Source organism: Paraburkholderia aspalathi, from assembly GCF_905220735.1.
GTDB lineage: Bacteria > Pseudomonadota > Gammaproteobacteria > Burkholderiales > Burkholderiaceae > Paraburkholderia > Paraburkholderia aspalathi.
Genome location: NZ_CAJNBA010000001.1, coordinates 2,383,314 through 2,410,292, shown reverse-complemented (window position 1 = coordinate 2,410,292; position 26,979 = coordinate 2,383,314). Strand labels below are relative to the sequence as shown.

Genomic DNA, 26,979 nt, shown 5'->3' with positions numbered 1-26,979 from the left:
TGTATATACGACGCCACTGATTTTTTAGATTGCCGATCATTTCACGTAACAGCCAGTCCGCTGCCGAAAATTAAATGGGGCGTACTCCTCTCGCGAGCACGCCCCAAGTGCCTGATTTGATGCTGCTCTCGGAGAATCAAGCCAACGCAGAATAGCATGGCAAATATCTGTCAACAACGAATTAAGGCCGATTTATAATTCCAATTAATTCCAATGGAAATTAATTGGAATATCTTGGCAGATAAATAAACCAATTCAATCCATTATTGCTGAAATTGAAAATAGTTATTGTTAGTTTTAAAGGCCGCGCAGAAATCACATTGCACGGAGAAACCCAGTTCTGCACGGCTCGCTGCATCGCTGCACTAACGGCGGACTGAGCAGCTTCACGGACGCGGCGCCCCCGTCATGCTCGGTGCGCCGCCGGGGCCCGCGGGGTCCGGATTACCGAACGTGGGCAGGCTGCCGTCGGCGCGGGCGCGGGCGATCTCCGCGCGTACCTGTGCGCGGGTTTTTGGCCCGCTCCCGGATTTCAACAACGCGCTGGCGGCGGGCGCGAGTTGAGGTGTCGATGGCGCCGGTATGGCTTGCGGGCTTAGCTGGGCTTGCGAGCCTGGCGGCGCTGATATCGGTTCTGTTGGCTCTGTTGGCTGTATCAGTCGTATCGGCGTTGACACGGCAGGCGCGCTGGTTACGCCGGAGAGTGCCTTCGCCTCGGCCGGAACAGAGGATGACGAACTCGCACCAGCAGGTGTGCCAACGCCACTCGCTCTCCCGTTCGAGAGGCTACCCGCACTAACATCGGCTACCGCGGTTTCGGGAGCATGCCGGGTCTTCGAGTAACTGGAGGACGCACGGTTCGAGCGTTCGCGCGTCGCTACGTAGCTTTCGTGCGTGCGGCCTGTTTTCCCGGAAGACGTCGCCGAAGATCGCGCCGATTTCGCCCCTCGCTGCGTCGGCTTGTCCCCATGCACAACGGCCAGCGCGTGCTGCGTCTGCTTCGCACGCGCCTCGACGTCTCTTTGCAGCGCAAGAACCTGATCGTCGTTCCGATGTGCTGAACGCACCGCGTCCAGTTGCGCCTGCGCGGAAACAAGATCGTTGCGCTGCAGACTGTTGCGCGCCGCCTGCAAATCCCCGGCAATAGCCGCCGCTGAATCACTGCGTGCAACGACCGGCCCGGAACTCACTGAGCCCGTTATCGTATCGCCACGTGTGGCGTGAGATCCATTGTCGCGCTCGAGGCCGAGTTCGTCCGTCGGCAGCCAGTCTTTGTCCGACTGCGAAATATAAGCCGCGATCGCAAGCGCGCCGACAAAGAGGCTCGTGAGAACTATCTTCCTGGGTTCGACAACCATGACGTCTCCCTCTCAAATCGTGGACATGCGCGTTTGCCGTATCGCAAACGGGCCCGAATTCATCAGAGGGTTCGCAGCGAATCAATCGATGCCGCCGCAACGACCGCGAATTCGGGCCGGCGCAGTCACGTACGAATAAGAGTGCAAACTGGATGCGTGCTATCCACCATTTATAGTCGCCAAACGTCGATTCGTCCGCGCACGCAGGGTGTGTTGTCCGAAAAAGCCAGCTTACTGACCACGCTTTCCTAGGACGATTGTTTGAACTGCGAAGCAATGAAGGCGGATTTTAATCCGTCGTTTGAATTCGATGAAGGGAGCACAGACCTACACGAGCGGACCTTCAGTCTGCTTGCCGCGCACGGCGACCGCAATCGAGCTGCCGACAATCAACGCAATGCCGAACAACGACATGCTGCCGATCGTCTCGCCCCACACGATGTAGCCAAACAGCGCAGCCCACACGATGCTCGTGTAGTTATACGGCGCGAGCGCGCCGGCATCGGCCCGTCGAAATGCCATCGTCATCAGCAACTGCCCTGCCGTGGCGAACCCGCCGAGCAGGGCCATCACCGCGAGCGCTTCGATCGACGGTGTGCGCCACGCGAAATAGAGCGATGCCCCGGTGACGATCGTACCGATCACCGTGAAGTACAGCACCGTGGTGCCCGAATCGTCGGTGGCGCGAATCCGCTTGATCTGAATGATCGACAAAGCACCGAAAAACGCGCTCGAAATCAGCAGGACCGGACCGAGCCAATTCGAATGCGAACCGTCCGGACGCACCACGAACAGCACGCCGATAAAACCGACCGCGGCGGCAAGCGCATCGCGCGGCTTGAGCGTTTCCTTCAGAAGCAGCGGTGCAAGCACGATCACCAGCAAGGTCTCCGAGTAGACGATCGCCACCGCTTCGCTGAGCGGCACATAGGGCAGCCCAGCAAAGAACAGCCCCGACGCGCCGAGCAACGTCAGCGCGCGCAAGGTCTGTCCACGTACATCCATCTGCCTGAAACGCTCGATGAGCGGCTTGCCGCGCAGGCAAACCGCCACCGCAGGCACCAAGCCGAACAGCATCCGGAAGAACGTCACTTCATTGGCCGGATAGGCGAGCGCGACGGATTTCGCCAAAGCGTCGACCACGGCGAAGCAGAACATCGAAACGAGAATCAGCGCGACGCTACGCAGCGGCACGCCTGCACTCCGGACGGCGGTGATGGGCGGCATGAGTTTTCCTGGGAACGCGCGAAGCTGCGCGTCGCTTAGGTTTCGCCTCCGGTGAAAGGAAGGCGTAATCGGAAAACGGATTATGCCTGCGGTGCCGCGCGCGATCGACTGGAAAAACTGCCCTCACCCATTCTGCATCCGCGCCACCAGACAAGCCCGCGTGCCCCCACCTGACAAGCTGCCTCTTGTTTGCACCATTCCGGGTAAGTACCGATACAGCTCTCGCTAACTAATAATATTATTCATAGCGATTTCCGCATCCATGGGGATTGGACACACTGTCTATGGCCCCATGCAAATTTAATAATAATTATGACCATCAATTAAGCGGGGACATCAGGAGATACAGGTGCGCAATTACTTTGTGCTGGCGGCGCTCGCCATGTTGGGCGCTTGCGGCGGCAATGACGGTTCACCGGGCGGGACTGCGTCAGCGAACAGGCAGATCGCGGCAGTCGATTCCGCAGCGGCATCGGCAGCGTCGGCGGCCTCTGCGGCGGCTCTCGCGGACACCGCCAACGTCGAAGCCGAATTCAGGGCCGCGAAGACCATTCCATTGGGGATGAAAACGACGACACCCCCGCTTGTGATCGCTGACCCCACCCTCAACCTTCCGCCGTACACCCCGCCACCGCCGCCCACTCCGGTTTCCACCACGACCCTCAACTTCGGCGACTTCACGAGCTACCTCGCGCCCGGATCGACACAAGGCTGGCAACCCGGCACGAGCAGTTCGACCATCACGATTGCCCCACCGGCCACCAACGGCACAGGCGCCGGCGACAAAACCGTTGCGCTCGCAAGCACCTATGCCACGGCGTCCTACGAAGCGGATGTGACGGTGAGCGCGCCCGTGGGTAACGGCGCCGCTAACGCCGGCTTTATCGTGCGCACGACCAACCCCACCGCCGGCGGCCCCGATAGCCTGACCGGCTACTACATCGGCCTCGATACCGGTTCGCACGTGTTGCAGGTCGGCCGCGAAAACAACAACTGGACGAACTTCATCGCGTATCCGATGAACTCGATCGTGGGCGGCAGCACGCATCACCTGAAGGTCACGACGAGCGGCACGGCCATCACCGTCGATTTCGACCAGCAGCGCGTGATCAGCGTCAACGACGCCACCAACGCCCTCCCCGCGGCCTTCCAGTCGGGCAGCTTCGGGCTGCGGCGCTTCGGCGTCGGCGCGACCTTCAGCAACATCACAATCCACACGTATCCGACCGTTACGTCACCCAGCTTCGATTTCTCCAAGGTTGTCGGTGCGGTCTACACGCCGTCCAACGCGGTGAATGCGATCGACTTCTGGGAGAACTACGACCCCGAGATCGTCAACCGCGAGCTGACGTACGCGCAAACGTACGGTATGAACACGATTGCCGTGTATCTGCACTACCTCGTGTGGGCGAACGATCGCGTCGCATTCCTGAGCAAGTTCGAGAACCTGCTGAAGATCGCCGCGCGGCATGGCATCAAGGTCTCGCCGATCTTCTACGACGACTGCTGGAACCCGACGCCCGCATATGGTCCGCAGCCCGCGCCGGTCTGGGGCGTGCATAACAGCCAGTGGGTCCAGTCGCCCGGCACACCGGTCGAGCAGGCGTATTTCCAGCCGACAGCGGCCAATGCCAGCATCACGTACAAGGCGAGTCTCGCGAGCTACATCACCGACTTCGTCGCGCCGCACCGCAACGACCCCCGCATCATTTTCTGGGAGCCGATGAACGAACCGGGTTGCAGCGGCAACGGCTCGTTGCAGCAAACGCGCGCCGTGATGATGAACGATGCGCGCATCGCGATCCTGAATGCGGGTGCGACGCAGCCGATCAATTCGCCGCAGGTGCAGGAGGACGAAGGTTCGTATTTCTCGGACTTCTATGCGTTCCATCCGTACAACAACCCGTACACGGGTCCGGTGAATGGCAGCAATGTCAGCGCGCTAAATTCCGAAACGCTGCAGCGTGGCTTCCCTGGCACGACGGGTCAGACGATGCCGGGCATTGTGTCGAACTACGGCAGCACGACGGGCTTCGTCGTGTGGGAACTGATGATCGGCCGCACCAATACGCGCTTCCACTGGGGCCAGGTGCCGAGCGCGCCTGCCACCGTCGAACCTGCCACGCCGTTCCAGGGAACGATCTATCCGGACGGTCATCCGTGGCAGACGTCGGAGACTCAGGCCTTGACGGGTGGGTTCGATGTGAAGCTGCCGGTGCTGCAGGTGGGCTACTACAACGATCCGACCTTCAGCAGCGCGCCGGTCAAGACATCGATTGCGCCGTTGATCGACTTCGACCTGAACACCGAGCGCGGCACCGATTCGCCGGATGCCTCAGCGGGCGTCAACGCGACGGGTTATGGCCTGCGGTGGACCGGTGCGATAGAGGCCGCCAGAACCGGGCTCTACACGTTCTCGATCAATAGCGACAACGTAGCGCGCCTGTGGATCAACGGGGTGCGGGTCATCAACAAGAAGACCTCGACGCAAGGCACCGTGAGCGGTACGACCTGGCTGAACGCGAAGCAGCGCGCGTCGATCAAGGTGGAGTATGTGCACGGTACGGGCCCGGCCAGCATGCACCTGTCATGGTCGAGCCCCGAGGCGCAGAGCCCCGGGGCACTGAGGATCGTGCCGTCGGATTCGCTCGTGACATCGAACTGAAGGAAGGCTTAATTAACAGTCCGGCAGCGCGCAAGCTGCCGGGCTGTTGGTAGCCGCCGTTAGCCATCGGCTTGCTCAGCGCACCTCGGCGCATTCCTCCCGCATAGTTTGAACCGCCCTCCGTTTTGTGCGATGCTAGCCGCGCCCCGGCAATCACGAGAAGAACACGGGCGTGAGGCAGACCAATCCTGTTGTCCATTCCTCAGGAGGAGACATGATTGTGTCATCGCAGTTGCGCCGCATCGGCCTCGCCCGTCGCCTGACATTCGCCCCGCCGCTGGGCGCTGCCAGATTAAGAAAAGCCACCACCGTTTCCAGCTTCGTTTTCCTCACCGGTCTCAGCGGCGTCTGTCACGCCGACACCCAGGTCGGCGGCACGCTTCCTCCCGCTCCCGACAAGCTATACGGCGATCTTTTCGTGGCCGTGCAAACCGCGCAGATCTATCCGGATCAGAAGACTTTCGTCGACGCAACGCCGAACGCCGATCCTGCCGCGATCGTGCAACTGTACGAACAGCAGAAGAACAATCCCGGCTTTTCGCTGGCGAACTTCGTCAACCAGTACTTCACGCCGCCGAGCGAACCCGTCATCACGCCGCCCGCGAATCAGACGCTGCGTGAGCACATCAACTGGCTGTGGCCTGCCCTCACCCGCACCACCACGAGCGCACCGGCAAACAGTTCGCTGATCCCATTGCCGAAGCCGTACGTGGTGCCAGGCGGCCGCTTCCGCGAGGGCTACTACTGGGACACGTACTTCACGATGCTAGGCTTGCAGGAGTCGGGGCATGAAGATCTCGTCGACAACATGCTCGACAACTTCGCCTATGAGATCGATACGTTCGGCCACATCCCGAACGGCAATCGCACCTACTACCTCGACCGGTCCCAGCCGCCGTTCTTCTCGTACATGGTCGCACTGGCGGAGAAGGTCGAAGGCCGCGGCGTCTATCAGAAGTATTTGCCTGCCCTGCGCAAGGAGTACGCCTACTGGATGCAGGGAGAAAGCTCGACGCAGCCGGGCCAGGCCACCCGCAACGTCGTCGTGATGCCGGATCGCACGGTGCTCAACCGTTACTGGGATGAACTCGACACGCCGCGTGACGAGTCCTATCTGGAGGACATTCAGACTGCCCAGCAGGCAACGGGCCGCAATCCGAACGATGTCTATCGCGAGTTGCGGGCGACCGCCGAGAGCGGCTGGGATTTCAGCTCCCGCTGGTTCGGTGACAACATGACACTCGCGACGGTGCGCACCACGTCGATCATCCCGGTCGATTTGAACAGCCTCATGTTCCACCTTGAAATCACCATCGCGAAAGGCTGCGGCGAGACGCGCGATTTCCGTTGTGTCGGCGAGTTCGCCGAGCGCGCCGCCAAACGGGCGCTCGGGATCAACCGGTACTTGTGGAACGCCAAGGGCTATTACGGCGATTACGACTGGACGCTTGCGAAGCCGCGCGACAACAAGACTGCGGCAATGGTGTTTCCGTTGTGGGTCGGTGCAGCGTGGCCGGACCGTGCGCAGAAGACGGCTCAGCAGGTGCAATCCGTCCTGCTGCAACCGGGCGGCCTTGCGACCACCACCTACAACACCACGCAGCAATGGGATGCACCGAACGGCTGGGCGCCCTTGCACTGGGTCGCGATTGAAGGCTTGAAGCGCTATGGCCAGGATGCGCTTGCGCAGCAGATCGGCACGCGCTTTCTGACTGACGTGAAAGGGGTTTACGCGTCAGAGAACAAGCTGGTTGAAAAGTACGTGGTGGAAGGCGCGGGCACCGGAGGCGGCGGCGGTGGCGAATATCCGCTGCAGGACGGCTTTGGATGGACCAACGGGGTGACGCTCAAGCTACTCGATCTGTATAGCCCGGGCGACTGATCTGCACGGTGTAGCAATGCAAGGAGGCGCACACGTCGCCCATAGCGGCGTGTGCGCGGAAGCGTAGGTCCACTCAGCGCTTCGCGTCCTCGTCCAGCGTCGGGTAATCGGTGTAGCCTTCCGCACCGCCGCCATACATCGTGCTCTGATCCGGCTCGTTCAGCGCTGCGCCAATCCGCAGCCGTTCGACCAGATCCGGATTCGAAATGAAAGGCCGGCCGAACGCGATCAGATCTGCCCGCTTTGCCTTGAGCGTCTTCTGTGCGAGTTCCCTGTCATAGCCATTGTTCGCCATGAACAACCCATCGAATGCCTGGCGCAACACCTGCAGATCGAAACCGCCCTCGACGTCGCGCGTGCCGCCCGTGTCGCCTTCTATAACGTGCAAGTAGACAAGCTTGCGGGCATTGAGCTGCTTCACCACATAGGTGAAAAGCGGTTCGGGATCGCTGTCGGCGATATCGCCGAAGCTGCTGAGCGGAGAAATACGCACGCCGACGCGCTCGCCACCCCACACGGCCGTCACGGCATCGGCCACTTCCAGCAAAAGGCGCGCGCGATTTTCAATCGAGCCGCCATATTGATCGGTTCGTTGATTGGTCCTGTCGCGCAGAAACTGATCGAGCAGATAACCGTTTGCCGCGTGGATTTCCACGCCATCGAAACCAGCGGCCTTCGCGTTTTGCGCGGCCAGACGATATTGCTCGACGATACCCGGCATTTCCGACGTTTCAAGTGCGCGCGGCGTGACGAGCGGCACGAAGCCCTCGTCGGTATAGGCCTGACCTTCGGGTTTGATCGCCGAAGGCGCTACGGGCAACGCATTACCCGGCTGCAGCGACGGATGAGAGATACGGCCCACGTGCCACAACTGCAGGTACATATGGCCGCCTTTCGCATGCACAGCATCGGTAATATGTTTCCACGCCTGCACCTGGGCGTCGTCATATATGCCAGGCGTGAACACATAGCCCTTTCCTTGCTGCGAAATCTGCGTCGCCTCGGCGATGATGAGACCGGCCGTTGCACGTTGCGCGTAATACTCGATGGCCAGTTCGCTCGGCACGTCGGCCTCCTTCGCGCGACTGCGCGTCAGCGGCGCCATCACGATGCGATTGGGCAACTGCAGCGGCCCGAGCGCGACCGGTTCGAACAGGTAACTATCAACGTGCGCGGATTCCGTAGACATGGCGGCTCCTTGAAAAAGATTCAATCGAGTTTCACCGGTTTTTCAGGTCACGCCGAGTTTCGCGAGCAACGCTTTGGCCGCGGCTTCGGACGACGCCGGGTTCTGCCCCGTAATCAGATTGCCCGCGACCACGACATGCGACTGCCAATCCGGCCCCTTCGAATACCGGCCGCCGTTCTTCTTCAACATGTCTTCGACGAGGAAAGGCACGACGTCGGTGAGACCCACGGCTGCTTCTTCGGAATTGGTAAAGCCGGTGACCGGCTTGTCGCGCACGAGTGGTGTCTCGTCAGGCCCCTTTGCATGGCGTAGCACACCCGGCGCATGGCATACCGCGGCAACGGGCTTTCCGGCGGCATAGAGCGCTTCGATCAGGGCAATGGAATGCGTGTCTTCGGCGAGGTCCCATAGTGGGCCGTGGCCACCCGGATAGAACACCGCGTCATAGTCTGCGGCCGACACGGTTGAAAGCTTCACGGTACTCGCCAGCGCGGCTTGCGCGTCCGGATCCTTTTTGAATCGGCGGGTCGCCTCGGTCTGCGCATCGGGGTCGTCGCTTTTCGGGTCGAGCGGCGGCTGGCCGCCTTTGGGCGAAGCGAGCGTCATCTCGACGCCTGCATCCTTGAACACGTAATAAGGCGCGGCAAACTCTTCGAGCCAGAAGCCGGTTTTCCGGCCCGTATTGCCGAGCTGGTCATGTGAAGTCAGTACCACCAGAATCTTCATGGCAACCTCGCGAACGGATTCGATTCGCGTTGCACCAGGCCATCGAGCGGCGTTAGAGGCGCGTGTTGCAACACACGCTGGAGCGATGCCGCCGGCTCCAGGCGCTCTGGCAGTATAGGCGGCTATCCGGAACGCCGAAGAGGTTTTCCGGTTTTACCGCATGTGCTTTTCGTGGGGCTGCGGTCCGAAGCTAGACTGCATAAATTTCGGGGTTGTCCACCAACGGCAAAAACTCTCCTGTGCGCCCATCGAGTGCGAGCATGGCGCCGCTTTCGATATTGAAGATCCAGCCGTGCAGTCGCAACGATTTGTTCGTGAGGCCCACGGCCACTGACGGATGCGTACGAATGTTCGCGAGTTGCGCCATCACGTTGTCTTTGACGAGAGCGTCGAGACGCTCGGCATCTGACGCATAAGTTCGCGATGCGTTAATCGCTTTCGCCGCATCGGCGTGACGGAGCCAACCCGCCACGGCCGGCAGATGGTCGAGGTTCGTGCACGTGCAGATCGCCGTCATCGCCCCGCAATTGGAGTGGCCGCAAATCACGATATCCCGCACGCCCAATACTGCCACCGCGTATTCGACAGTGGCCGATACGCCGCCCGGTTCCGGGCCGTAAGACGGCACGATGTTGCCCGCGTTGCGGATCACGAACAGCGCGCCGGGCTCCACCTGGGTCAATAACTCGGGAACGACACGGCTGTCCGAGCAGGTCACGAACAGTGTGCGTGGATTTTGCGCAATCGATAAGCGCTTGAACAATGCGCTTTGCTGCGGGAAGACTTCGCGTTGAAAGCGGATGAATCCTTCTATGATTTCCTGCACGACGTTCTCCGGATAGTCAATGCCTCAGCCTGCCAGGCACGCGGCAAAGGTCCAAGGCGTATCTGCGATCGGTTGGCGCGACTATACCGCAGCACATAAAAAAGCCGAAGCTCACGTTCACGTACTTGACGGCGTTGCAATTGATCGTGTCGGAACTCGATGGCATCGCTCATGCGCACCGGGCAGTTCAGATTATCCCTGTGATTACAGGCGAAGCACGCTATTTGATTCGTTGCCACACGACTTTCGACGATCCATAGCCGAAGGCGCCGGGCGTGATGTACGTCAGCCGGTCACCGTCGAGCGTAAATGGGCGGCGCTGAACATCCGCGTCCCAATTCGGAAACGAACTCTTTTGAATGTGAAAGACGATAATCCGCGCCGCGGGGTCCACGGTATACGTGCCGAAATGCGCGACACTGCCGCGAGCGATCTTCGCGTTTTCTTCCGCCGTGCCTTGCTGCCTTTCCCCAGAAGTGAACTTCGGCAGATCGGAACTCAGCACGAGCAGCACGTAGCGCCCGTCATTGCCGAAGATGAGTTGCCCCTGCGGATGCGGACCGAGCAATTCCACTTCGTTGCCGCTCTTCGCCACCGTCAGCGAAACGAGCGACCACGACCCCACGAGGCTGTCCGCGGTTTGAGCAAAAGCGCTTCGCACGGGCGCGCACCATACCGCGAACGCGACCACGATGGCGGCGAAGACTTTGGGCATTGGTTTCATGACGCTCTCCACGCGCGCGAGGACGTGAGACGTGAGGTCAGACGAATCCATCGCGCTTCGCTAGTGCGGATTGGGCTCGAGGGCTCGAGTGCTTTGAAGCGTAGGTGGTTTGCGAGTGAAAAGCTATCGGAGCAGGCCCGGCGAATAGATACCGGACCGCCCTTCCAAGTCAAGGCCCGGAACGTTGAGACCTCAGTTGAAATCCCCGGTTTCGAGCTCCACGGATCGTCCCCCGTTTTTCTCGAGGACTCGCCGCGTAGCATTTTCAATCCGCGCGCGATTGGCCTCGAAGGTACCGACCAGATTGTGGGCCGACGGACCCTCGTTGCCGAAATGGTCGTTCAGCGCATCCAGCGACACGCTGCACCAGACGTCAGCCCCATCGACATTAGCTTCGAAGGCTACGCGCGCCGCTGCCACCACTTCACGGCGTCCGGTGAATTCGATCCTCATAATGACCCTCCATTTAGCGAAAGTAGCGATGAGCGCGCAAAGGCTGTGCCAGGCTGATGCTTTGAAGCCGAATCAAAGCCGCTTGAGCCTGGCCATTGCTGGGCGCTCAGCACACATTCTCCGCAAGGTGCATACTCGACATCGGCCGCCTTCGTGCGGCCGCGCTTTTGCGTCGCGGCGTGCGTGCTCCCTTTCAAGCCGTCAGACGCTTCCAACATCCTAATACTACCCGCCCCATGTCCCGCAGCCCGCAATCGTCGCGTCCCTTAGTCATTGCCGCAGTCATGGCATCAATGGCGATGGTCGCCATCGAAGCCACCATCGTTTCCACCGCCATGCCGCAGATCGTCGCCCAACTCGGCGATCTGCATCTGTATAGCTGGGTCTTTTCGTCGTTCCTGCTGACGCAAACGGCGATGACCGTGGTGTTCGGCAAGCTTGCCGATCTCTATGGGCGCAAGCCGGTCATACTCGCCGGCATCGCCATCTTTCTGCTTGGCTCGGTACTGGCCGGCTTCGCCTGGTCTATGCCCGCCATGATCGTGTTCCGCCTGATTCAGGGTGTCGGCGCGGGCGCGATCCAGCCGGTCACGCTGACCGTCGTCGCCGATCTCTATCCGGCGCGCGAACGCGGCAAGGTGCAAGGCTATCTCGCCAGCGTGTGGGCCATTTCAGCAGTGGTCGGCCCGATGGTGGGCGGCTTCATCATTCACAACATGTCGTGGGCGTGGATCTTCTGGATGAACGTGCCGATCGGACTTGCCTCGGCAGCCGGCTTCATCGCGTTCCTGCGCGAATCGGAACGGCATGCGCGTCCGTCGATCGACTTCGCGGGCGCGGCGCTATTCATGGCGGCGATCGCTGCACTGATGATGGCGCTGACCTATGCTGGCGACGACGACATCGGCAAAGCATCGCTCGCAGGTGGCGCGTTCATGCTGTGCCTGCTGTTCTTCGTGTTCCAGGAACGCCGCGCAACCGAGCCGATGATCTCGTTCGCGCTCTGGAGCCGTCGGCCGATTGCCGCGTGCAATGCAGCAACCGTGCTGTCCGGCATGATCCTGATGGGCTCCACCACCTTCCTGCCGATGTATGTTCAGGGCGTGCTGCACCGCTCGCCGGTGGTCGCCGGTCTTGCGCTCACGATGATGATGGTGGGCTGGCCCGCAGGCGCGACACTCGCGGCGAAGACATTTCACCGTATCGGCTTGCGGCGCATTCTGATCGGCGGCAGCGCGTTCATCCCGATTGGCGCGGTGCTGTTGCTGTTCCTGCAGCCTGGCGGCTCGCCGCTTATCGCGGCGTTCGGTTCGCTCATCATGGGCTTCGGCATGGGCACCTCGAGCGTCAGTTCGCTGGTGCTGATTCAGGAGATCGTCAAGATGGAAGAGCGCGGCAGCGCCACCGCATCGAATCTCTTTTCGCGCAATCTCGGCAGCACGCTCGGCGCGACGCTGTTCGGTGCGGTGCTCAACTTCGGACTCAGTCACTCGAAGGACGTCGCCGTGGTGACGTCCGATCAGTTGAAGGCGCTGCTGCAGAATCAGGTAGCGAGTCTTGCCGATAGCGACATGATCCGCATGGTGTTGCATCAATCGCTGCACCTGACCTTCATCTCGATCTTCGCGATTGCGATTTTTGTGGTCGTGCTGCTGGGCTTCGTGCCGGCGATCAACATCGGGCCGGCGAAGCAGGTGCCGCTTGAAGCGCTCTCGCCGCTTGAGGACTGAGCTGTGCTACTCGCCGCCCGCAGGCAACGTGGCGGCGAAAAAATCGATTGCCCGTTGGGCCGTCTGCGCATGGATCGCATCGCGATCGACGCCCGGATTGTCCATGCACATGCTCGCAAGGTGTTCGACGCCTGCGGGCAAGCAGGTATCGAGAAAGGTATAGTGCGACGCGCCCGGCACCGTCGTGACGGTTGCCTTCGGCATAAAGCCCGCGATGCGGTGAATGTTGGTGTCCACCGGTGCGGTCACGTCGGCTTCGCCCGCAAGCAGCGACACAGGAACGCTGACGTCCGCGAACGAGGTGCTGTCGAATGCCTCGCCCAGTGCCGGCGCGATTGCAAAGACCGCCTTGATGCGCGGGTCGCGATACGAGTCGCCGGCGCGCGCTCGCGACTCCTTCGTCTCAGGCGAAAGCGTGGCGAACGTCAAGGCAGGCGCGGCGGGGTCCTCGTGAATTCTGGACGCTTCCGGCGGATGACAGATCGCATCGGCCTGCGGTGACGAGCAGAAATGCTCGAACGCCGCCAAATCGGTGCGCGCGCCCGCCAGTTCAAGAACCGTATACCCACCAAGTGAGAAGCCCACCGCGCCGATCCGCTCCCTGTCGACATGCGGCCCCAGCATCGGATCGGCAAGCACGCCGTCGAGCACCTCGCTTGCGTCCGTGGCGCGTTCCCACCAGAGCATGAAGCCGTCGCGGGTCATCGGCTCGACTGCGTTGTTACCCGGATGGTTGGTACCGGCGACGATATAGCCTGCGGCGGCCAGCGCCGATGCCAGCCAGTCGAGACTGTCCGCGGTGCCGCCAGTGCCGTGTGAGAGCACGAGCAGCGGATATTTTGCGCGAGCGATGGACACAGGCGCATCCACGACAGCGGGATGCCCGTGGAAAAACGGACGACCGTGCGCGCCAATGTCATGCGCGACTTCCGAGAGTGTCAGATCAGCGGGATACCAGATGCTCGTCACCAGCGCCTGCGTCTGCGCCCCACGCCAATGACGAGCCGCAGCAGGATGAAAGACACGCGTCGCCTCGCCCACATGCCAGGCGGCCTGATCTCCCGGCGCGGCGGCCGCCGCCGACCACAACGCCGCCGCGCATGCGAAGGCGGCACAGTAACGACGAAACATGTTCAGTCCTTGCGAATGGGGATCATCAGGTCCGTGACGCAGGCGTGCTGCAAACCGGCAACCATCAGGTTCCGGTACACCTCAAGGCCCGGACGGTCGTCGTGCGCATAGCCGCTTTGCGGCAGCCAGCCGCCGTAGAGCGCCCGGAAGGTCGGCGCGATCAACGCATATGGACCGATCAGCCGATGGACCGCATACAGGCCGCCCTCCACGCGCACCGCCTCGAGTGCCTCGCCCTCCACCGCTCGCGGCACGCGAGGAGGCGTGGCGACGATGCCGGCGTAGTACTGGAAGCGACCGCTCAGCGCGGGATCGTGCATACAGATGCCGACGCGTTGACCCTTCGTCGAATTCCCTTCGCTGCGCAGTATGTCCATCAGCGAGCGGTAGGTCTGCCCGATCGTCGCGATGGGTCCATCGTGGCGAAGGCACATGAGATCGATCGGTGCGATCTCGGCGAGTTCGACCGACGGCAAAACCGACATCTGGCTTTCAGTCGCGGCGGCCTCGCATGGCTCGCTTGTGCGGCGCGCTTTCGACGGTGCGGCGAGGCGTTTCTGCCGCGCCTTGAATTCGCTCGGCGTGACCCCGGTGAAACCACGAAACGCGCGCGCAAAAGCTTGCGGACTGTTGTAGCCAGCATCGTGCGCGACCGTTGTGACCAAAGCAGAGGCATCGGTCAGCCGTTGCGCGGCCTGGGCGAGCCGCAGCCGTTGCACGGTCTCGACCACACTCTCGCCGGTCAATGCGCGATAGATGCGATGGAAGTGATAGGGCGAGAGATGCGCCACTGCGGCAAGGCTTTCGAGCGTGTGTGGCGCGCCTGGCTCCACCAGGATTGCCTCGATTACGCGGGCAATCCGTCGACGGTAATCGCGTTCGGTGCTGGGCTTCATCATCGCGCTAGGATAGCCGCGTCATGGCCGGAAAATGGTGCAGAGCTTGCGAAATTTTCCGGGCGCGGCGCGCATGGGTCACGCCTCAACCACCGTCCCGGCAGAGCCTCACCATCCACGCATAAACCGCGTCCACGGCAGCGGAACGCGCCGGTTGGGCGGAGCGCATCAGCCAGAGCGGCGCGAGTGGGAAGCCCGGGACCTGCGGCAAGACCTCGACGCGCCCGCTCGTCAACGCATCCCCGGCGGTGAGCCGCGACACCATCGCAATGCCCGCTTCCTGCTCGGCTGCCGCCACAAGGATGCGGGGGTCGTCGACCGTCATCGCGCGCCGCGTGCGCAAACCACCGCGCCTCAACTCAGGCAACCACGGAGCCCACTCCGGACGCTGCTCGAGCACCAGCAAAGGCGCCTGCGTCAACACCTCGGGAAAGGACGTCGAATGCAGACGGCGCGTGGTCACGGGTCCGCATATAGCGACCGCCTCCTCGTCGAGCAAAGGCTCGCAGATCACTTCGGGCGTGCGGATCTCCTTCGCGGAAACGATCAGGTCGACATCGACACGATCGATCTCGTTGACCTCGTCCCCGGTAACGAGCCAGATCTCGATGTTCGGCATGGCCGCCGTAAATGCCGGCATGCGCGGCATGATCCAGCCCGTCGCGAACTGCGGCGCGCAATAGATGATCACGGAATCGGGGTTGCCATAGGGCTCGATGCGATCGCGCCCATCCGCGAGGGTCGTCATGGCAGACGTTACGGTCTGCGCAAATAGCAGACCGGCCGCCGTCAGCTCGACGCCGCGTCCAATCCGCCGGAACAGCGGCACCCCGGCCCACTCCTCGAGTTGCTGTATCTGATGGCTGATCGCCGACTGGGTCAGCGCGAGTTCTTGCGCCGCGCGCGTGAAGCTGCCGAGGCGCGCGGCGGCGTCGAAAGCGAGCAAGGCCTGCAGAGGGGGAAGTCTACGCATCGGATCGCCACGGTCAGGGAAGGTATTAGAAATATCGATACTTCCAGCAAGATTCTTCGCTTTTCGCCGGAATATTGCCTCGCAATCATAGCGCCAGTTGCCCTTCACACGCCTCGTGTCGTTTCTGCAGACATGAGAAATATTTGTGTGACAGCACTCATTGAAACTGACCGGATCGACGTGTATGACCTTGAACCTGAACGCTTTGCACCCCGCCTCGACCGCTCCTGCCGCGGGCATTGACGCGGCCGGCCAACCTCATCCGCCCACCTACGCCGGCGTGCTGTCTTTCATGCGCCGGCCCTACACGCGCGATCTCACCGGCGTCGACGTCGCCGTATCGGGCATTCCGCTCGATCTCGCCACGACCTTCCGCCCCGGCACACGCTTCGGCCCGGCGGGCATGCGCGCCGCCTCGGTGCAACTGGCCGAACTGGGCGCGTTTCCGTGGGGCGTCGACCCGTTCGATCATTTAAACGTGGTCGACTACGGCGACTGCTGGTTCGACGCCCACAACCCGCTCGGCATTCGCGACGCGATCATCGCCCACGCCCGCGAGATTCTCGCCACGGGCGCCCGCATGCTGACGCTCGGCGGCGACCACTACATCACTTACCCGTTGCTGGTCGCCCACGCTGAAAAGTACGGCAAGCCGCTGAGCCTGATCCACTTCGACGCGCATTGCGACACGTGGCCGGACGACAACCCCGATTCGCTCAATCACGGCACGATGTTCTACAAGGCGATCCGTGAAGGGCTGATCGATCCGGCGCGCTCGGTGCAGATCGGCATTCGCACCTGGAACGAGGACTTCATGGGCGTGCGCATTCTCGACGCGCCGTGGGTCCATCGCAACGGCACGCAGGCAACCATCGACGAAGTGCTGTCGATTGTCGGCGATGCGCCCACGTACCTCACGTTCGACATCGACTGTCTCGATCCTGCCTTCGCGCCCGGTACGGGCACGCCGGTGGCAGGCGGCCTGAGCTCGGCACAGGCGTTGGAAATCGTTCGCGCACTGGGCGCAGTGAATCTGGTCGGCGCGGACGTGGTGGAAGTGTCACCGCCCTACGACCACAGCGACGTCACCGCGCTCGCCGCGGCCCATCTTGCCGCCGACATGCTGTGCCTGATGCGCAATCAGAAGCTGCAACGCCATCAGCGTATGTAAGGCCGCGACCGCTCTGTTGAACCCTCTCTGGACGACAACCATGCCCCACACCTTCATGAAGCCGAGGCCGAGCGCATCGCTGCTGGCAGCGCTGTTGTTCTGCGCGTTCGGCACCGCCGCGCACGCCGACGAAAAGCAGCTCAATCTGTACAACTGGGCCGACTACATCGCGAAAGACACGGTGCCAAACTTCGAGAAAGAGTCCGGCATTCATGTGCAATACGATGTCTACGACGGCGACGAAACCTTGCAGGCGAAACTGCTGACGGGTTCTACGGGGTACGACGTCGTGGTGCCGACCTCGAACTTTCTCGCCAAGCAGATCGAAGCCGGCATCTACCAGAAACTCGACAAATCGAAGCTGCCGAACCTGGTGAACCTCGACCACAATCTGCTCAAGCTGGTCGCCGACGCGGACCCCGGCAATCAGTACGCGGTGCCGTGGGCATGGGGCACCACGGGGCTCGGCTATAACGTTACACGGGTCAAGAAAATTCTCGGCAACGATGCGCCGCTCGATAGCTGGGACATCCTCTTCAAGCCCGAGTATCTGAGCAAGCTGAAGACTTGCGGCGTGTCCATACTCGACGCGCCGAGTGATGTTTTCGCGGTGACGTTGCACTATCTCGGGCGCGATCCGAGCAGCGTGAATCCGGCCGACTATCAGGCTGCGTATGACGCATTGAAGAAAATCCGTCCGTACGTCACGCAGTTCAACGCAACGAGCTATATCAACGATCTTGCGGGCGACGACATCTGTTTTGCTTTGAGCTGGTCGGGTGACGTGTCGATGGCGAGCCATCGCGCGCGCGAAGCCGGCAAGAGTTACGAGGTCAAATACTTCATTCCTCAAGGCGGTGCGCCGATCTGGTTCGACATGATGGCGATCCCCAAAGATGCGCCGCATCCGGAAGCGGCGCTCAACTGGATCAACTACATCGAGCGCCCGGAGGTTCATGCCGGGATCACCAACGAGGTGTTCTATCCGAATGCGGACGCCGCCGCGCGCAAATTCGTTCGGCCGGAAATTCTCAACGATCCGACCGTGTACCCGCCTGAATCCGTGCTGAAAACGCTGTTTCTGCTCAAGCCCCTGCCCGCCCAGATCAAACGTCTGGAAAGCAGGCTCTGGGCACAGTTGAAGTCAGGGGGATAAGGAATCGGCTGAATCGACGGTGGGCGGGTCAGCCGCCTTTCGCGTACAACGTCGACTCCGCGAATCCTTCTGCCGCCAGCACTTGTCCCACCAGGATCAGTGCAGTCCGCTCAATGTTGGTGGACTGCACTTTGCCGACGATATCGTCGAGCGTGCCGGTGATTTTTTCTTCATCCGGCCAGCTGGCGCGATAGATCACTGCGATCGGGCACGCGCCGCCGTAGTGCGGCCGTAGTTCATCGACGATGCGCGCGAGATGGCGCACGCCGAGGTGAATCGCCATCGTCGCGCGATGTCTCGCGAGATCGGCGAGTTGCTCGCCTTCCGGCATGGTCGTTTTGCTTGCGAAGCGCGTGAGGATCAGCGTCTGCGAAATATTGGGCAAGGTGAGTTCGCAACCGAGTGTTGCTGCGCATGCCGCGGTTGCTGTGACGCCGGGCACGATCTCGTAGGGAATGTCGAGCTCACGAAGTCTGCGAATCTGCTCGCCGATCGCGCCGTACAAGGACGGGTCGCCGGAATGCACGCGCGCCACGTCCTGGCCTTTGTCGTGTGCGGCCTTGAGTAAGGCGACGATCTGATCGAGGTCGAGCTCGGCGGTGTTCACGACCTGCTCCGCGCTATGCCCCTCGAGCACAGCGGCCGGCACCAGCGAGCCGGCATACAGGATCACCGGGCAGGTGCGCACAAGGCGTTGCCCTTTCACCGTGATCAGTTCCGGGTCGCCGGGACCCGCGCCGATGAAAAACACCGTCATTCACTACTCCATGATTCGTTTGGCCGGCATGTCATGCATGACATGCGCCACTTAACCTGAGACTTGCAATGCTTCCAGCAAGTCGGCCACGTTTGCAAACTCGCGATCGACTGCAGGCAATGCAGGACGCCGCAGCATGACCACCGGCAGGCTCCGTTCGCGCGCGACTTCGAGTTTCGCTTCGGTGGCGCTGCCGCCGCTGTTTTTGCTGACGACGACATCGAATGCTTCCGCGCTGAACAACGCTCGCTCGCCTTCGAGCGTAAACGGGCCGCGTGTCGCCAGAATTCGCGCACGTGGATTAGATTCGTTTGCGTCGAGGCAGCGTATTGTCCAGAACTGGTGCTGCGGGATTTCGTCGAGATGCGCGAGCGGTTCGCGGCCAAGTGTGAACAGCGGGCGATGGAATGAGGCTAGCGCGGCCGTGAGTTCCGTCCAATCGTCGACCATGCGCCAATCATCGCGGGCTTGCGGCTGCCAGCCCGCGCGACGCAGCGCCCAGCACGGTACGCGCGCCGCACTGCTCGCTTTCGCGGCATTTGCGCTGATCTGCGCGGCGTATGGATGTGTCGCGTCGATTACGAGGCTAATGCGTTGATCCTCGATATAGCGCGCCATGCCTTCGCTGCCGCCGAAGCCGCCCACGCGCACCTCGCATGACAGATCCTCCGGCACCTTGCCTAGACCCGCGAGACTGTACACATGTTCAGGGCCAAGTTGTCTGGCGATCCGCAAAGCGTCGCCTGTGCCGCCGAGCAGCAGGACTCGCATCATTGCGCGACTCCGATCAGATTGCCCTGGCGATCGATCGCGAACATTTCGACCGCGACCTGCGGCGGCACGATATCGCGCGCTACGGCGAGCGCATGCTGGCAGACAATGTTGCCGAGTGGTACGTGCTGCGCGTGCGCCAATGCGACCGCCTGTTGGCTCGTATTGGCGGCGAGGATGGCCGTCTGCAATGCATCATCGGCGCCATACTCGGCGGCCCATGTTGCGAGCCGTTCCAGATCGATGCTCGAATTCCGGCTATGCAGATCGAGGTGTCCGGCTGCCAGTTTGCTGAGTTTGCCGAAGCCGCCGCACACGCTCAGGCGCTCGACCGGCGCGCGCTTCATATGCTTGAGCACCGCGCCGACGAAGTCGCCCATTTCGATCAGTGCGATGTCCGGCAGACCGTAATGCGCGCGCATCGCGTCTTCACTTGCGTTGCCGGTGCAGGCCGCGAGATGCAGGTAACCGTTCGCACGCGCGACGTCGATGCCCTGATGAATCGAGGCGATATAGGCCGAGCACGAAAACGGCCGCACGATGCCGGTGGTGCCGAGAATCGACAGGCCGCCGAGAATGCCGAGGCGCGGGTTCATCGTTTTCAGTGCGAGTGCTTCGCCGCCTTCGACGCCGATCGTCACTTCGAAGCCGCCAGTGTATCCATGTTCCGCGGCGAGTTCGGTCAGATGCTCGGTCATCATCTTGCGCGGGACGGGATTGATCGCCGGTTCGCCGACTGGCAGCGTGAGGCCGGCGCGTGTCACCGTGCCAACGCCTGGCCCCGCGCGGAAGATCACGCCCGGTTCGGCAAGCAAGCGCACGCGGGCGAATACGATAGCGCCGTGTGTCACGTCGGGGTCGTCGCCTGCGTCTTTTACTGTGCCGGCTTCCGCGCCATCGGCGGTCAGGCGGCAGAACACCAGTGGCATCGGCACGAGCTGGCCCTTCGGCAACACGATCTCCGCGACCTCGCTGACGATACCCGCGAGCAATAGACGCGCGGCCGCGAGCGACGTCGCGGTGGCGCAACTGCCGGTCGTGTAGCCGCTACGCAGCGGCGCGGGTTGTTCGGGCGTTTCTTCGCGCATTACGGATGGAATGGTGAGTCGGTTGAACCGGTGGACGTGCTGCATGTGGCGCTCGCGCTGCTGGCCAGCTTCGTCACCTCCAGCAGCGTAATCGGCAACGCCTGGCGCCACGTATCGAAGCCGCCGAGCGGCTGCGCGTCAGCCAGCGCGATGCGAGTCAACGTGCCGCCGTGTTGCTCACGCCACGCCGCCAGCGCTGCCTCGCCTTGCAAGGTCACGGCATTGGCCACCAGACGTCCGCCGTCGCGCAGACGCGCCCAGCAGGCGTCGAGCACGCCCGGCACCGTCACCCCACCGCCGATGAACACGGCATCCGGCACAGCCAATCCCTCCAGCGCATCAGGCGCGCGGCCGGCCACCAGTTGCAAACCCGGCACGCCCAACGCATCGCGATTGTGTTCGATGAAGCGCTGCCGCTCCGCGTGCCCTTCGATCGCGATCGCGCGGCAAGTCGGGTGTGCGCGCATCCATTCGATGCCGATCGAGCCGCTGCCCGCGCCCACGTCCCATAGCAATTCGCCGGGCGTCGGCGCGAGGCGCGCCAGTGTGATCGCGCGAACGTCGCGTTTGGTCAACTGACCGTCGTGGCGAAAGGCATCGTCGGGCAAACCGACCGTCAGCGGCAGACGCGGGGCGCCTTCCGTTGCGCGGCATTCAAGCGCGATCAAGTTCAGCGCCGCCACTTCCCCTGCGGGCCACTGGTCCGCGCGGCCATCTATGCACCGCTCCAGATCACCGCCCAGATGTTCCAGCACGGTCATCCGCGTCGCGCCGAAACCGCGTGCATTCAGCAGTTCGGCCAGCGTTGCAGGCGTGCGCCCGTCGGCACTCAGCACGAAGACGCGCGCGCCGTCGTGCAGATGAGCATTCAGCGTCGGCAACGGCCGTCCCACCAGCGAAACCGTGGCGACGTCCTGCAGCGGCCAGCCAAGCCGCGCGGCCGCCAGCGACAACGACGACGGCGCAGGCAGCACCCGCAAATCACCCGCTGGCAACTGCCGCGCGAGAGTCGCGCCGACGCCGAACAGCATCGGATCCCCGCTCGCCAGCACACACACGGGCCCTGTACGCTCCGCCAGCAAAGGCGCGAGATCGAACGGCTTCGGCCATGCCGCGCGGCGCGCGGCGAGGCGCGCGGGCAGCATCGCCAGATGCCGTTCGCCGCCATAAACCACCGACGCTTCCAGCAAAGCACGCCGCGCGGGCTTCCCCAAGCCGGCGAAGCCGTCATCGCCTATGCCCACCACGGTCAGCCACGCCGGCATGCATCCATCCTCTTTCTGTATCTTCAAATAATGCGCTGTGCCACGCCGATCAAAGCGTCCAGCCTCGTTGTGCTGTTCGAAAAAAGGCATAATACAGCCGCCGGTGCCCTTCGGGGCCGAAGAGGGAACACAGTGTCGCTGTGGCTGCCCCCGCAACTGTATGCAGCGAGTCCGCCTGCGCTCCGCGCCACTGGTTCGACCGGGAAGGCCGCGGCGGACCATGACCTGCGAGCCAGGAGACCTGCCGGCCAGACTGTTCGTGCCAGCCTACATCGGGCGGGGTGTACCGATGCCGTAGCAACGGCCGCTTTGCGGCTTGCTCGGGCCGTCGCGCGACGCTCAACCCGGTGTCCGTCTTGAATCAAGCTTCGCCCTCCACTGCTTTGTCCGACGCGGCTCTCGTGCTGCGGCCCTCGGCGTGTCCGGGGCTGCTGCGCATCGTCGCGGCGCGTGATGGGGGGATTTGCCGGATTAAATTGCCCGGAGGCGAGTTGAGTGCGGCGCAGGCTGCGGTGATTGCTGATGTCAGCGAGCGGTATGGGGCGGGCGTGGTCGAGCTGACCAATCGCGCGAATCTGCAGGTGCGTGGTGTGCGAAGCGGGCATGAGGCGGCGTTGATCGCGGCGCTGGTCGAGGCGGGGCTTGGGCCGATTCCGACGGGCGGTGCAGCGGATGCTGTCAGCTTGCTGCTCACGAGCTCACAACAAACTCCTGGCTCAATTTCGGCGTCCGCTGCGGACGATGTTCGCAATGTGATGGTGAGCCCGACTGCCGGACGCGATCCGTTTGCGCTGTTCGATACAAGGCCGCTTTGCGTTGAACTGCTCACCTTGCTGCAATCCGAAGCGCGTTTCGCGGCGCTATCGCCGAAATTCGCGCTTCTGCTCGATGGTGGTGAGCGTCTTGCCAGACTGGATCATCCGCATGATGTCTGGCTCGCGGCGACGCAGGCCGAAGACGGTGTGCGATTTGTGTTCGGATTGGCGGGTTGCCCGTCAGCTGCGGCGAACTCCGATGCCTTCCAACACATCGCGCATAGCGCCGTTGACCATTCTCGTCCGAACTACGCCGGCGCTCTCGCCGCCGTGCTGCCTTCGCAAGTCACAGACCTCGTCTGCGCGCTGCTGCACACGTTCCTCGATCTGGCCGCTCCAGATGACACGCGCATGCGTCACCTGCTCGCCGCGCATTCCATCGACGCCGTATTGCAGCACGCTCAAACGTACGTCGATTTCCGGCTGTCACGCGACACATCGCTTGCAAACTGGCAACGCCCCACACCTGCCGATGCCACTTTGCGACTCGGCGCGCACGCACAGCGAGTTGTGGGAATGCTGCACGTAGGCGGCCAACCGCCGCTCGGACGCCTCGACGCCACGACCTTGCGCGGCCTCGCCACGCTCTCGCAACAGCAAGGCAACGGCACGCTGCGCATGACGCCCTGGCAAAGCGTATTGCTGCCCGATATCGCAGCCGATGCCGCGCCCACCGTGCTCGCTGAAATGAACGCGCTAGGCCTCGCCTGCGATCCCGCGCAGCCTATGGCGCGTTTGATCGCCTGCGCCGGTTCCACAGGCTGCGCAAAAAGCCTCTCTGACACCAAAGCCGACGCGTTACTTCTAGCAGATCGCTTACCTGACGGCGTCGATGTCCATCTGAGCGGCTGTCCGCGCTCATGCGCCGCCGCACATTGCGCGCCTTACACGCTGCTGGCCGCAGCGCCCGGCATCTACGACCTTTATCGCCGCGACGGCCAGCCGGGTTTCGGCTCGTGCGTCGCGCACCAACTCACGATCGAACAGGCCGCCGATATGCTCGACCCATTGGCACACCCGGCCCGGAGCCCCTCAGATGCTTGATTACATTCGCGACGGTCAGGAGATCTATCGCCAATCCTTCGCGACGATACGTGCGGAGGCCGACTTATCGCGTATCCCTGCCGACCTCGAGAAACTCGCGGTGCGCGTGATCCACGCCTGCGGCATGATCGACGTCGTTGAAGATCTTCAGTTTTCCGAAGGCGCAGGCGCCGCGGGCCGTACGGCGCTCGCGCAAGGCGCGCCGATTCTGTGTGATGCCGGCATGGTGGCGCAAGGCATCACGCGCGCACGACTTCCCGTCAACAACGACGTGATCTGCACGCTGACGCATCAGGACGTGCCTGCGCTCGCGCGCGAACTCGGCAATACGCGCTCGGCGGCCGCGCTCGAATTGTGGCGGCCGCAGCTGGCCGGCAGCGTCGTCGTGATCGGCAATGCGCCGACCGCCCTCTTTCATCTGCTCGATATGCTCGATGCCGGTGCGCCAAAGCCCGCGCTGATCCTAGGCTTTCCGGTCGGTTTCGTCGGCGCGGCCGAATCGAAAGCGATGCTGGCCGAAGACAGCCGCGGCGTGCCCTTCGTCGTGGTTCACGGACGACGCGGCGGCAGCGCGATGGCCGCCGCTGCTGTGAACGCGCTCGCGACGGAGGTCGAGTAAATGACCGTGCAAGGACGTTTATTCGGACTCGGCGTCGGCCCCGGCGACCCGGAACTCATCACGCTGAAAGCGCTGCGTTTGCTGAAAGCGGCACCCGTGGTCGCGTATTTCGTCGCGAAGGGTAAGAAGGGCAACGCCTTCAGCATCATCGAGGCGCATTTGCATGACGCTCAACAGCATCTGCCGCTCGTCTATCCTGTCACGACCGAAGCGCTCGAACCGCCGCTTTCGTATGAAGCGATCATCGCCGACTTCTACGACACCGCTGCAGAGGTCGTCGCCGGCCATCTCGACGCGGGCCGCGATGTCGCGGTGATTTGCGAAGGCGATCCGTTTTTCTACGGCTCGTATATGTATTTGCACGACCGTCTCGCAGCCCGGTTCGAGGCTGAAGTCGTACCCGGCGTGTGCTCGATGCTCGGTGGCGCAGCGGTACTTGGCTCGCCGCTGGTGTATCGCAATCAGAGTCTGTCGGTGCTCTCCGGCGTGTTGCCCGAAGACGAATTGCGCCGACGTCTGGCCGATGCGGACGCAGCCGTCATTATGAAACTGGGCCGCAATTTCGATAAGGTGCGGCGCGTGCTCGGCGAACTGGGGCTCGCGCATCGTGCGCTTTACGTCGAACGCGCGACCATGGGCAATCAGCGCATCGTGCCGCTCGACGAAGTCGATCCGATGGCCTCGCCGTATTTTTCGCTACTCGTGGTGCCGGGGGAAAAATGGCAAGGATGACGTCCCCCGCGATCGTGATTCTCGGTGCGGGCGCGTTGGAGACCGCGCGGCGTATCCAGATGCTGTATGCAGGCTGCGAGGTTCATGCCTTGCAGGGGCGAGTCGAGGCTGACGTCTCATACACGGAGCTCCGCGCGCATCTGTGTGATCTGTATGCGCGCGGTACGCCAATCATCGCGCTGTGCGCTGCCGGGATCGTGATCCGTTGCGTGGCGCCCTTGCTGTCGAATAAAGGCGTCGAGCCTCCGGTGCTGGCCGTTGCAGAAGACGGCAGTGCGGTCGTGCCCTTACTCGGCGGCCTTGCCGGCGTCAACGTGATGGCTCGCGAGATTGCGGCTGCGTTGAACGTGTCGCCAGCGATCACAACGAGTGGCGAATTGCGCTTCGGCACGTGTGTGCTCAATCCGCCTGAGGGCTATGCGCTTGCCGATATAGCGCAAGGTAAGCGCTTCGTGTCGGATCTGCTGGCAGGTGAACGCACACGCATCGAAGGTGAAGCGCCGTGGCTCGATGACGCGCAATTGCCGCGCTCGGAATCGGCACGTCTCGCGATCCGCGTGACGCCGCGTGCGTGGGATGGGCGCGATGATGAGTTGGTGATTCATCCGCGGAGTGTCGTGGCGGCAGTGGCGGTTCCGAGTGCCGGTGGGCATTCCAATACGGATACGGACCCGGGCGCAAATTCCACTGCTGACACGTTGCCTGCTTCCGGCGAGCGAATCGCCGCGCTCGTACATGAGGCATTGAACGCGCACGGTCTTGCACCGCTTTCGCTCGCAGCATTGCTGACTCCTTCCGAACACATGGCGAACCCCGCGCTCGCCGATGCCGCAGCGAGCCTGAACGTGCCGCTGCGTTTTGCCCAGGCGGGTCCGGAGGACGGTGAGCCGCCGAGCAATTTGCTGCATGCCGCGCTGCGCGTCCCTTATCAAACCTTGCATGACGACGCGGACGCAGGGGTCGCGCTCGCGCTAGCAGCGCTGGCAATCGACCCGGACACAATTGGCCGTACGCGCGGCCGCTTGACCGTGATCGGCCTCGGCCCCGGCAACGCGGAGCTGATGGTGCCTGCCGCCCGAACGGCGCTGAACGAAGCCACCGATATTCTCGGCTACGAAACCTACGTGAAAATGGCCGGCCCCTTGCGTGCCGACCAGCGCGTACACGGCACGGACAATCGCGAAGAGATGCAGCGGGCGCGCCACGCCTTCGAACTTGCGAGCACTGGACGGTCAGTCGTGATGGTGTCCTCGGGCGACCCTGGCGTGTTTGCAATGGCGGCTGCGGTGCTTGAAGCGCTCGAAGAAGGCGCTTCGACGAACGCCGACTGGCGGGCGGTCCAACTCGCCATCGTGCCGGGGGTATCAGCTGCGATGGCAACCGCAGCGCAAGCGGGCGCGCCGTTGGGCCATGACTTCTGCATGCTGTCGCTGTCCGACAATCTGAAACCGTGGAGCATCATCGAAAAACGCCTTCGGCATACGGCCGAAGCAGATCTGGTGATGGCGTTCTATAACCCGATCTCTCGCGCACGCCCGTGGCAGTTGGATAAAGCGCTGGATATCGTGCGGAAATATCGCACTGCCGCGACGAAAGTCGTGCTCGGCCGCGATATCGGCAGACCGGGTAGCACACTGCGCACGATCACGCTCGGTGAACTGCGTTCCTCCGATGTGGACATGCGCACGATGGTGATCGTCGGGTCGTCGACGACACGCGCGTTTGCTAACGGTATCGATGGCGATGAATGGGTTTACACGCCGCGGTGGTATCAGTGAGCA

Annotated in this window: 23 protein-coding genes and 1 riboswitch; of the genes, 9 read left to right on the top strand and 14 right to left on the bottom strand. The window is 62.6% G+C overall.

Annotated features, from left to right (window positions below; translation table 11 throughout):
• Positions 1-386: 386 nt before the first annotated feature.
• Together KHO30_RS10660 and KHO30_RS10655 are read right to left on the bottom strand one after the other, a co-directional pair.
• Positions 387-1,358, bottom strand: a complete 972-nt coding sequence (locus tag KHO30_RS10660; protein ID WP_211700861.1) for a DUF4148 domain-containing protein — start codon at positions 1,356-1,358, stop codon at positions 387-389.
• Positions 1,359-1,685: 327 nt separating this feature from the next.
• The gene (locus tag KHO30_RS10655; RefSeq protein ID WP_211700859.1) at positions 1,686-2,585 is read right to left on the bottom strand and encodes a DMT family transporter; all 900 of its coding nucleotides are present in this window, start codon (positions 2,583-2,585) and stop codon (positions 1,686-1,688) included.
• A gap of 349 nt (positions 2,586-2,934) precedes the next feature.
• On the opposite strand from KHO30_RS10655, the gene KHO30_RS10650 reads away from it, so the two are divergent.
• The gene (locus tag KHO30_RS10650) at positions 2,935-5,250 is read left to right on the top strand and encodes a PA14 domain-containing protein (RefSeq protein WP_244863980.1); all 2,316 of its coding nucleotides are present in this window, start codon (positions 2,935-2,937) and stop codon (positions 5,248-5,250) included.
• Between the two features lie 214 nt (positions 5,251-5,464).
• Positions 5,465-7,132, top strand: a complete 1,668-nt coding sequence (gene treA / locus KHO30_RS10645; protein ID WP_093644318.1) for an alpha,alpha-trehalase TreA — start codon at positions 5,465-5,467, stop codon at positions 7,130-7,132.
• A gap of 73 nt (positions 7,133-7,205) precedes the next feature.
• Here the strand turns inward: treA and KHO30_RS10640 are convergent, their stop codons facing one another.
• From KHO30_RS10640 to KHO30_RS10620, 5 genes are all read right to left on the bottom strand, one after another.
• Positions 7,206-8,321: an alkene reductase gene (locus KHO30_RS10640; protein WP_211700857.1), complete on the bottom strand. Its 1,116-nt coding sequence runs from the start codon at positions 8,319-8,321 to the stop codon at positions 7,206-7,208.
• A 42-nt stretch (positions 8,322-8,363) separates the two neighbouring features.
• Positions 8,364-9,047, bottom strand: a complete 684-nt coding sequence (locus KHO30_RS10635) for a type 1 glutamine amidotransferase domain-containing protein (RefSeq protein WP_211700855.1) — start codon at positions 9,045-9,047, stop codon at positions 8,364-8,366.
• A gap of 190 nt (positions 9,048-9,237) precedes the next feature.
• Positions 9,238-9,873, bottom strand: a complete 636-nt coding sequence (locus KHO30_RS10630) for a carbonic anhydrase (RefSeq protein WP_093644324.1) — start codon at positions 9,871-9,873, stop codon at positions 9,238-9,240.
• 220 nt (positions 9,874-10,093) lie between these two features.
• Positions 10,094-10,597, bottom strand: a complete 504-nt coding sequence (locus KHO30_RS10625) for a lipocalin-like domain-containing protein (RefSeq protein WP_234486592.1) — start codon at positions 10,595-10,597, stop codon at positions 10,094-10,096.
• Between the two features lie 192 nt (positions 10,598-10,789).
• Complete coding sequence (locus tag KHO30_RS10620) at positions 10,790-11,050, bottom strand: DUF1488 family protein (RefSeq protein ID WP_054035399.1); 261 nt, start codon at positions 11,048-11,050, stop codon at positions 10,790-10,792.
• Between the two features lie 236 nt (positions 11,051-11,286).
• Between KHO30_RS10620 and KHO30_RS10615 the strand changes: the two genes are divergently transcribed.
• Positions 11,287-12,780 carry an MDR family MFS transporter gene (locus KHO30_RS10615; RefSeq protein WP_211700853.1) on the top strand — a complete coding sequence of 498 codons (1,494 nt, stop codon included), beginning with the start codon at positions 11,287-11,289 and terminating at the stop codon, positions 12,778-12,780.
• Between the two features lie 6 nt (positions 12,781-12,786).
• On the opposite strand, the gene KHO30_RS10610 is transcribed toward KHO30_RS10615, so the two are convergent.
• The 3 genes from KHO30_RS10610 to KHO30_RS10600 form a co-directional block, all read right to left on the bottom strand.
• Positions 12,787-13,911 (bottom strand): alpha/beta hydrolase family protein, encoded by a 1,125-nt coding sequence (locus KHO30_RS10610; RefSeq protein WP_211700851.1) that lies wholly within the window; start codon positions 13,909-13,911, stop codon positions 12,787-12,789.
• A gap of 2 nt (positions 13,912-13,913) precedes the next feature.
• Positions 13,914-14,810 (bottom strand): AraC family transcriptional regulator, encoded by an 897-nt coding sequence (locus KHO30_RS10605; RefSeq protein ID WP_425312884.1) that lies wholly within the window; start codon positions 14,808-14,810, stop codon positions 13,914-13,916.
• A gap of 82 nt (positions 14,811-14,892) precedes the next feature.
• On the bottom strand, positions 14,893-15,780 hold the full coding sequence (locus KHO30_RS10600) for a LysR substrate-binding domain-containing protein (RefSeq protein ID WP_211700849.1): 888 nt from the start codon (positions 15,778-15,780) through the stop codon (positions 14,893-14,895).
• A gap of 184 nt (positions 15,781-15,964) precedes the next feature.
• Here KHO30_RS10600 and speB point away from each other — a divergent pair, with 184 nt between their 5' ends.
• Together speB and KHO30_RS10590 are read left to right on the top strand one after the other, a co-directional pair.
• A complete protein-coding gene (gene speB, locus KHO30_RS10595) occupies positions 15,965-16,951 on the top strand; it encodes an agmatinase (RefSeq protein ID WP_244863979.1) in 987 nt (328 codons plus the stop codon).
• A gap of 40 nt (positions 16,952-16,991) precedes the next feature.
• Positions 16,992-18,107, top strand: coding sequence for a polyamine ABC transporter substrate-binding protein (locus KHO30_RS10590; protein WP_408286127.1), 1,116 nt, complete (start codon positions 16,992-16,994; stop codon positions 18,105-18,107).
• Between the two features lie 28 nt (positions 18,108-18,135).
• Here KHO30_RS10590 and cobM read toward each other — a convergent pair whose 3' ends face one another.
• From cobM to cbiE, 4 genes are read right to left on the bottom strand one after another with little or no spacing between them, the layout of a single operon-like run.
• Positions 18,136-18,864, bottom strand: coding sequence for a precorrin-4 C(11)-methyltransferase (cobM, locus tag KHO30_RS10585; protein ID WP_093644333.1), 729 nt, complete (start codon positions 18,862-18,864; stop codon positions 18,136-18,138).
• A 51-nt stretch (positions 18,865-18,915) separates the two neighbouring features.
• Positions 18,916-19,638: a cobalt-precorrin-6A reductase gene (locus KHO30_RS10580; protein WP_211700847.1), complete on the bottom strand. Its 723-nt coding sequence runs from the start codon at positions 19,636-19,638 to the stop codon at positions 18,916-18,918.
• Entirely contained in the window at positions 19,635-20,723 is a 1,089-nt protein-coding gene (locus KHO30_RS10575; protein WP_211701017.1) for a cobalt-precorrin-5B (C(1))-methyltransferase, read from the bottom strand. The genes KHO30_RS10580 and KHO30_RS10575 overlap by 4 nt, the downstream gene beginning before the upstream one ends.
• Positions 20,723-21,988, bottom strand: coding sequence for a precorrin-6y C5,15-methyltransferase (decarboxylating) subunit CbiE (gene cbiE, locus KHO30_RS10570; RefSeq protein ID WP_211700838.1), 1,266 nt, complete (start codon positions 21,986-21,988; stop codon positions 20,723-20,725). Before cbiE ends, KHO30_RS10575 begins: the two co-directional genes overlap by 1 nt.
• Before the next feature lie 84 nt (positions 21,989-22,072).
• Positions 22,073-22,251: riboswitch (cobalamin riboswitch) on the top strand.
• 84 nt (positions 22,252-22,335) lie between these two features.
• Between cbiE and cobG the strand changes: the two genes are divergently transcribed.
• The 4 genes from cobG to cobJ are packed head-to-tail and all read left to right on the top strand — an operon-like array spanning position 22,336 to position 26,976.
• Positions 22,336-23,847: a precorrin-3B synthase gene (cobG, locus tag KHO30_RS10565; RefSeq protein WP_211700836.1), complete on the top strand. Its 1,512-nt coding sequence runs from the start codon at positions 22,336-22,338 to the stop codon at positions 23,845-23,847.
• Positions 23,840-24,466: a precorrin-8X methylmutase gene (locus tag KHO30_RS10560; protein WP_211700834.1), complete on the top strand. Its 627-nt coding sequence runs from the start codon at positions 23,840-23,842 to the stop codon at positions 24,464-24,466. Before cobG ends, KHO30_RS10560 begins: the two co-directional genes overlap by 8 nt.
• Positions 24,467-25,198 (top strand): precorrin-2 C(20)-methyltransferase, encoded by a 732-nt coding sequence (locus KHO30_RS10555; protein WP_093644341.1) that lies wholly within the window; start codon positions 24,467-24,469, stop codon positions 25,196-25,198. It abuts the gene before it with no gap.
• Entirely contained in the window at positions 25,195-26,976 is a 1,782-nt protein-coding gene (cobJ, locus tag KHO30_RS10550; protein WP_211700832.1) for a precorrin-3B C(17)-methyltransferase, read from the top strand. Before KHO30_RS10555 ends, cobJ begins: the two co-directional genes overlap by 4 nt.
• The last annotated feature ends 3 nt before the right edge of the window (positions 26,977-26,979 follow it).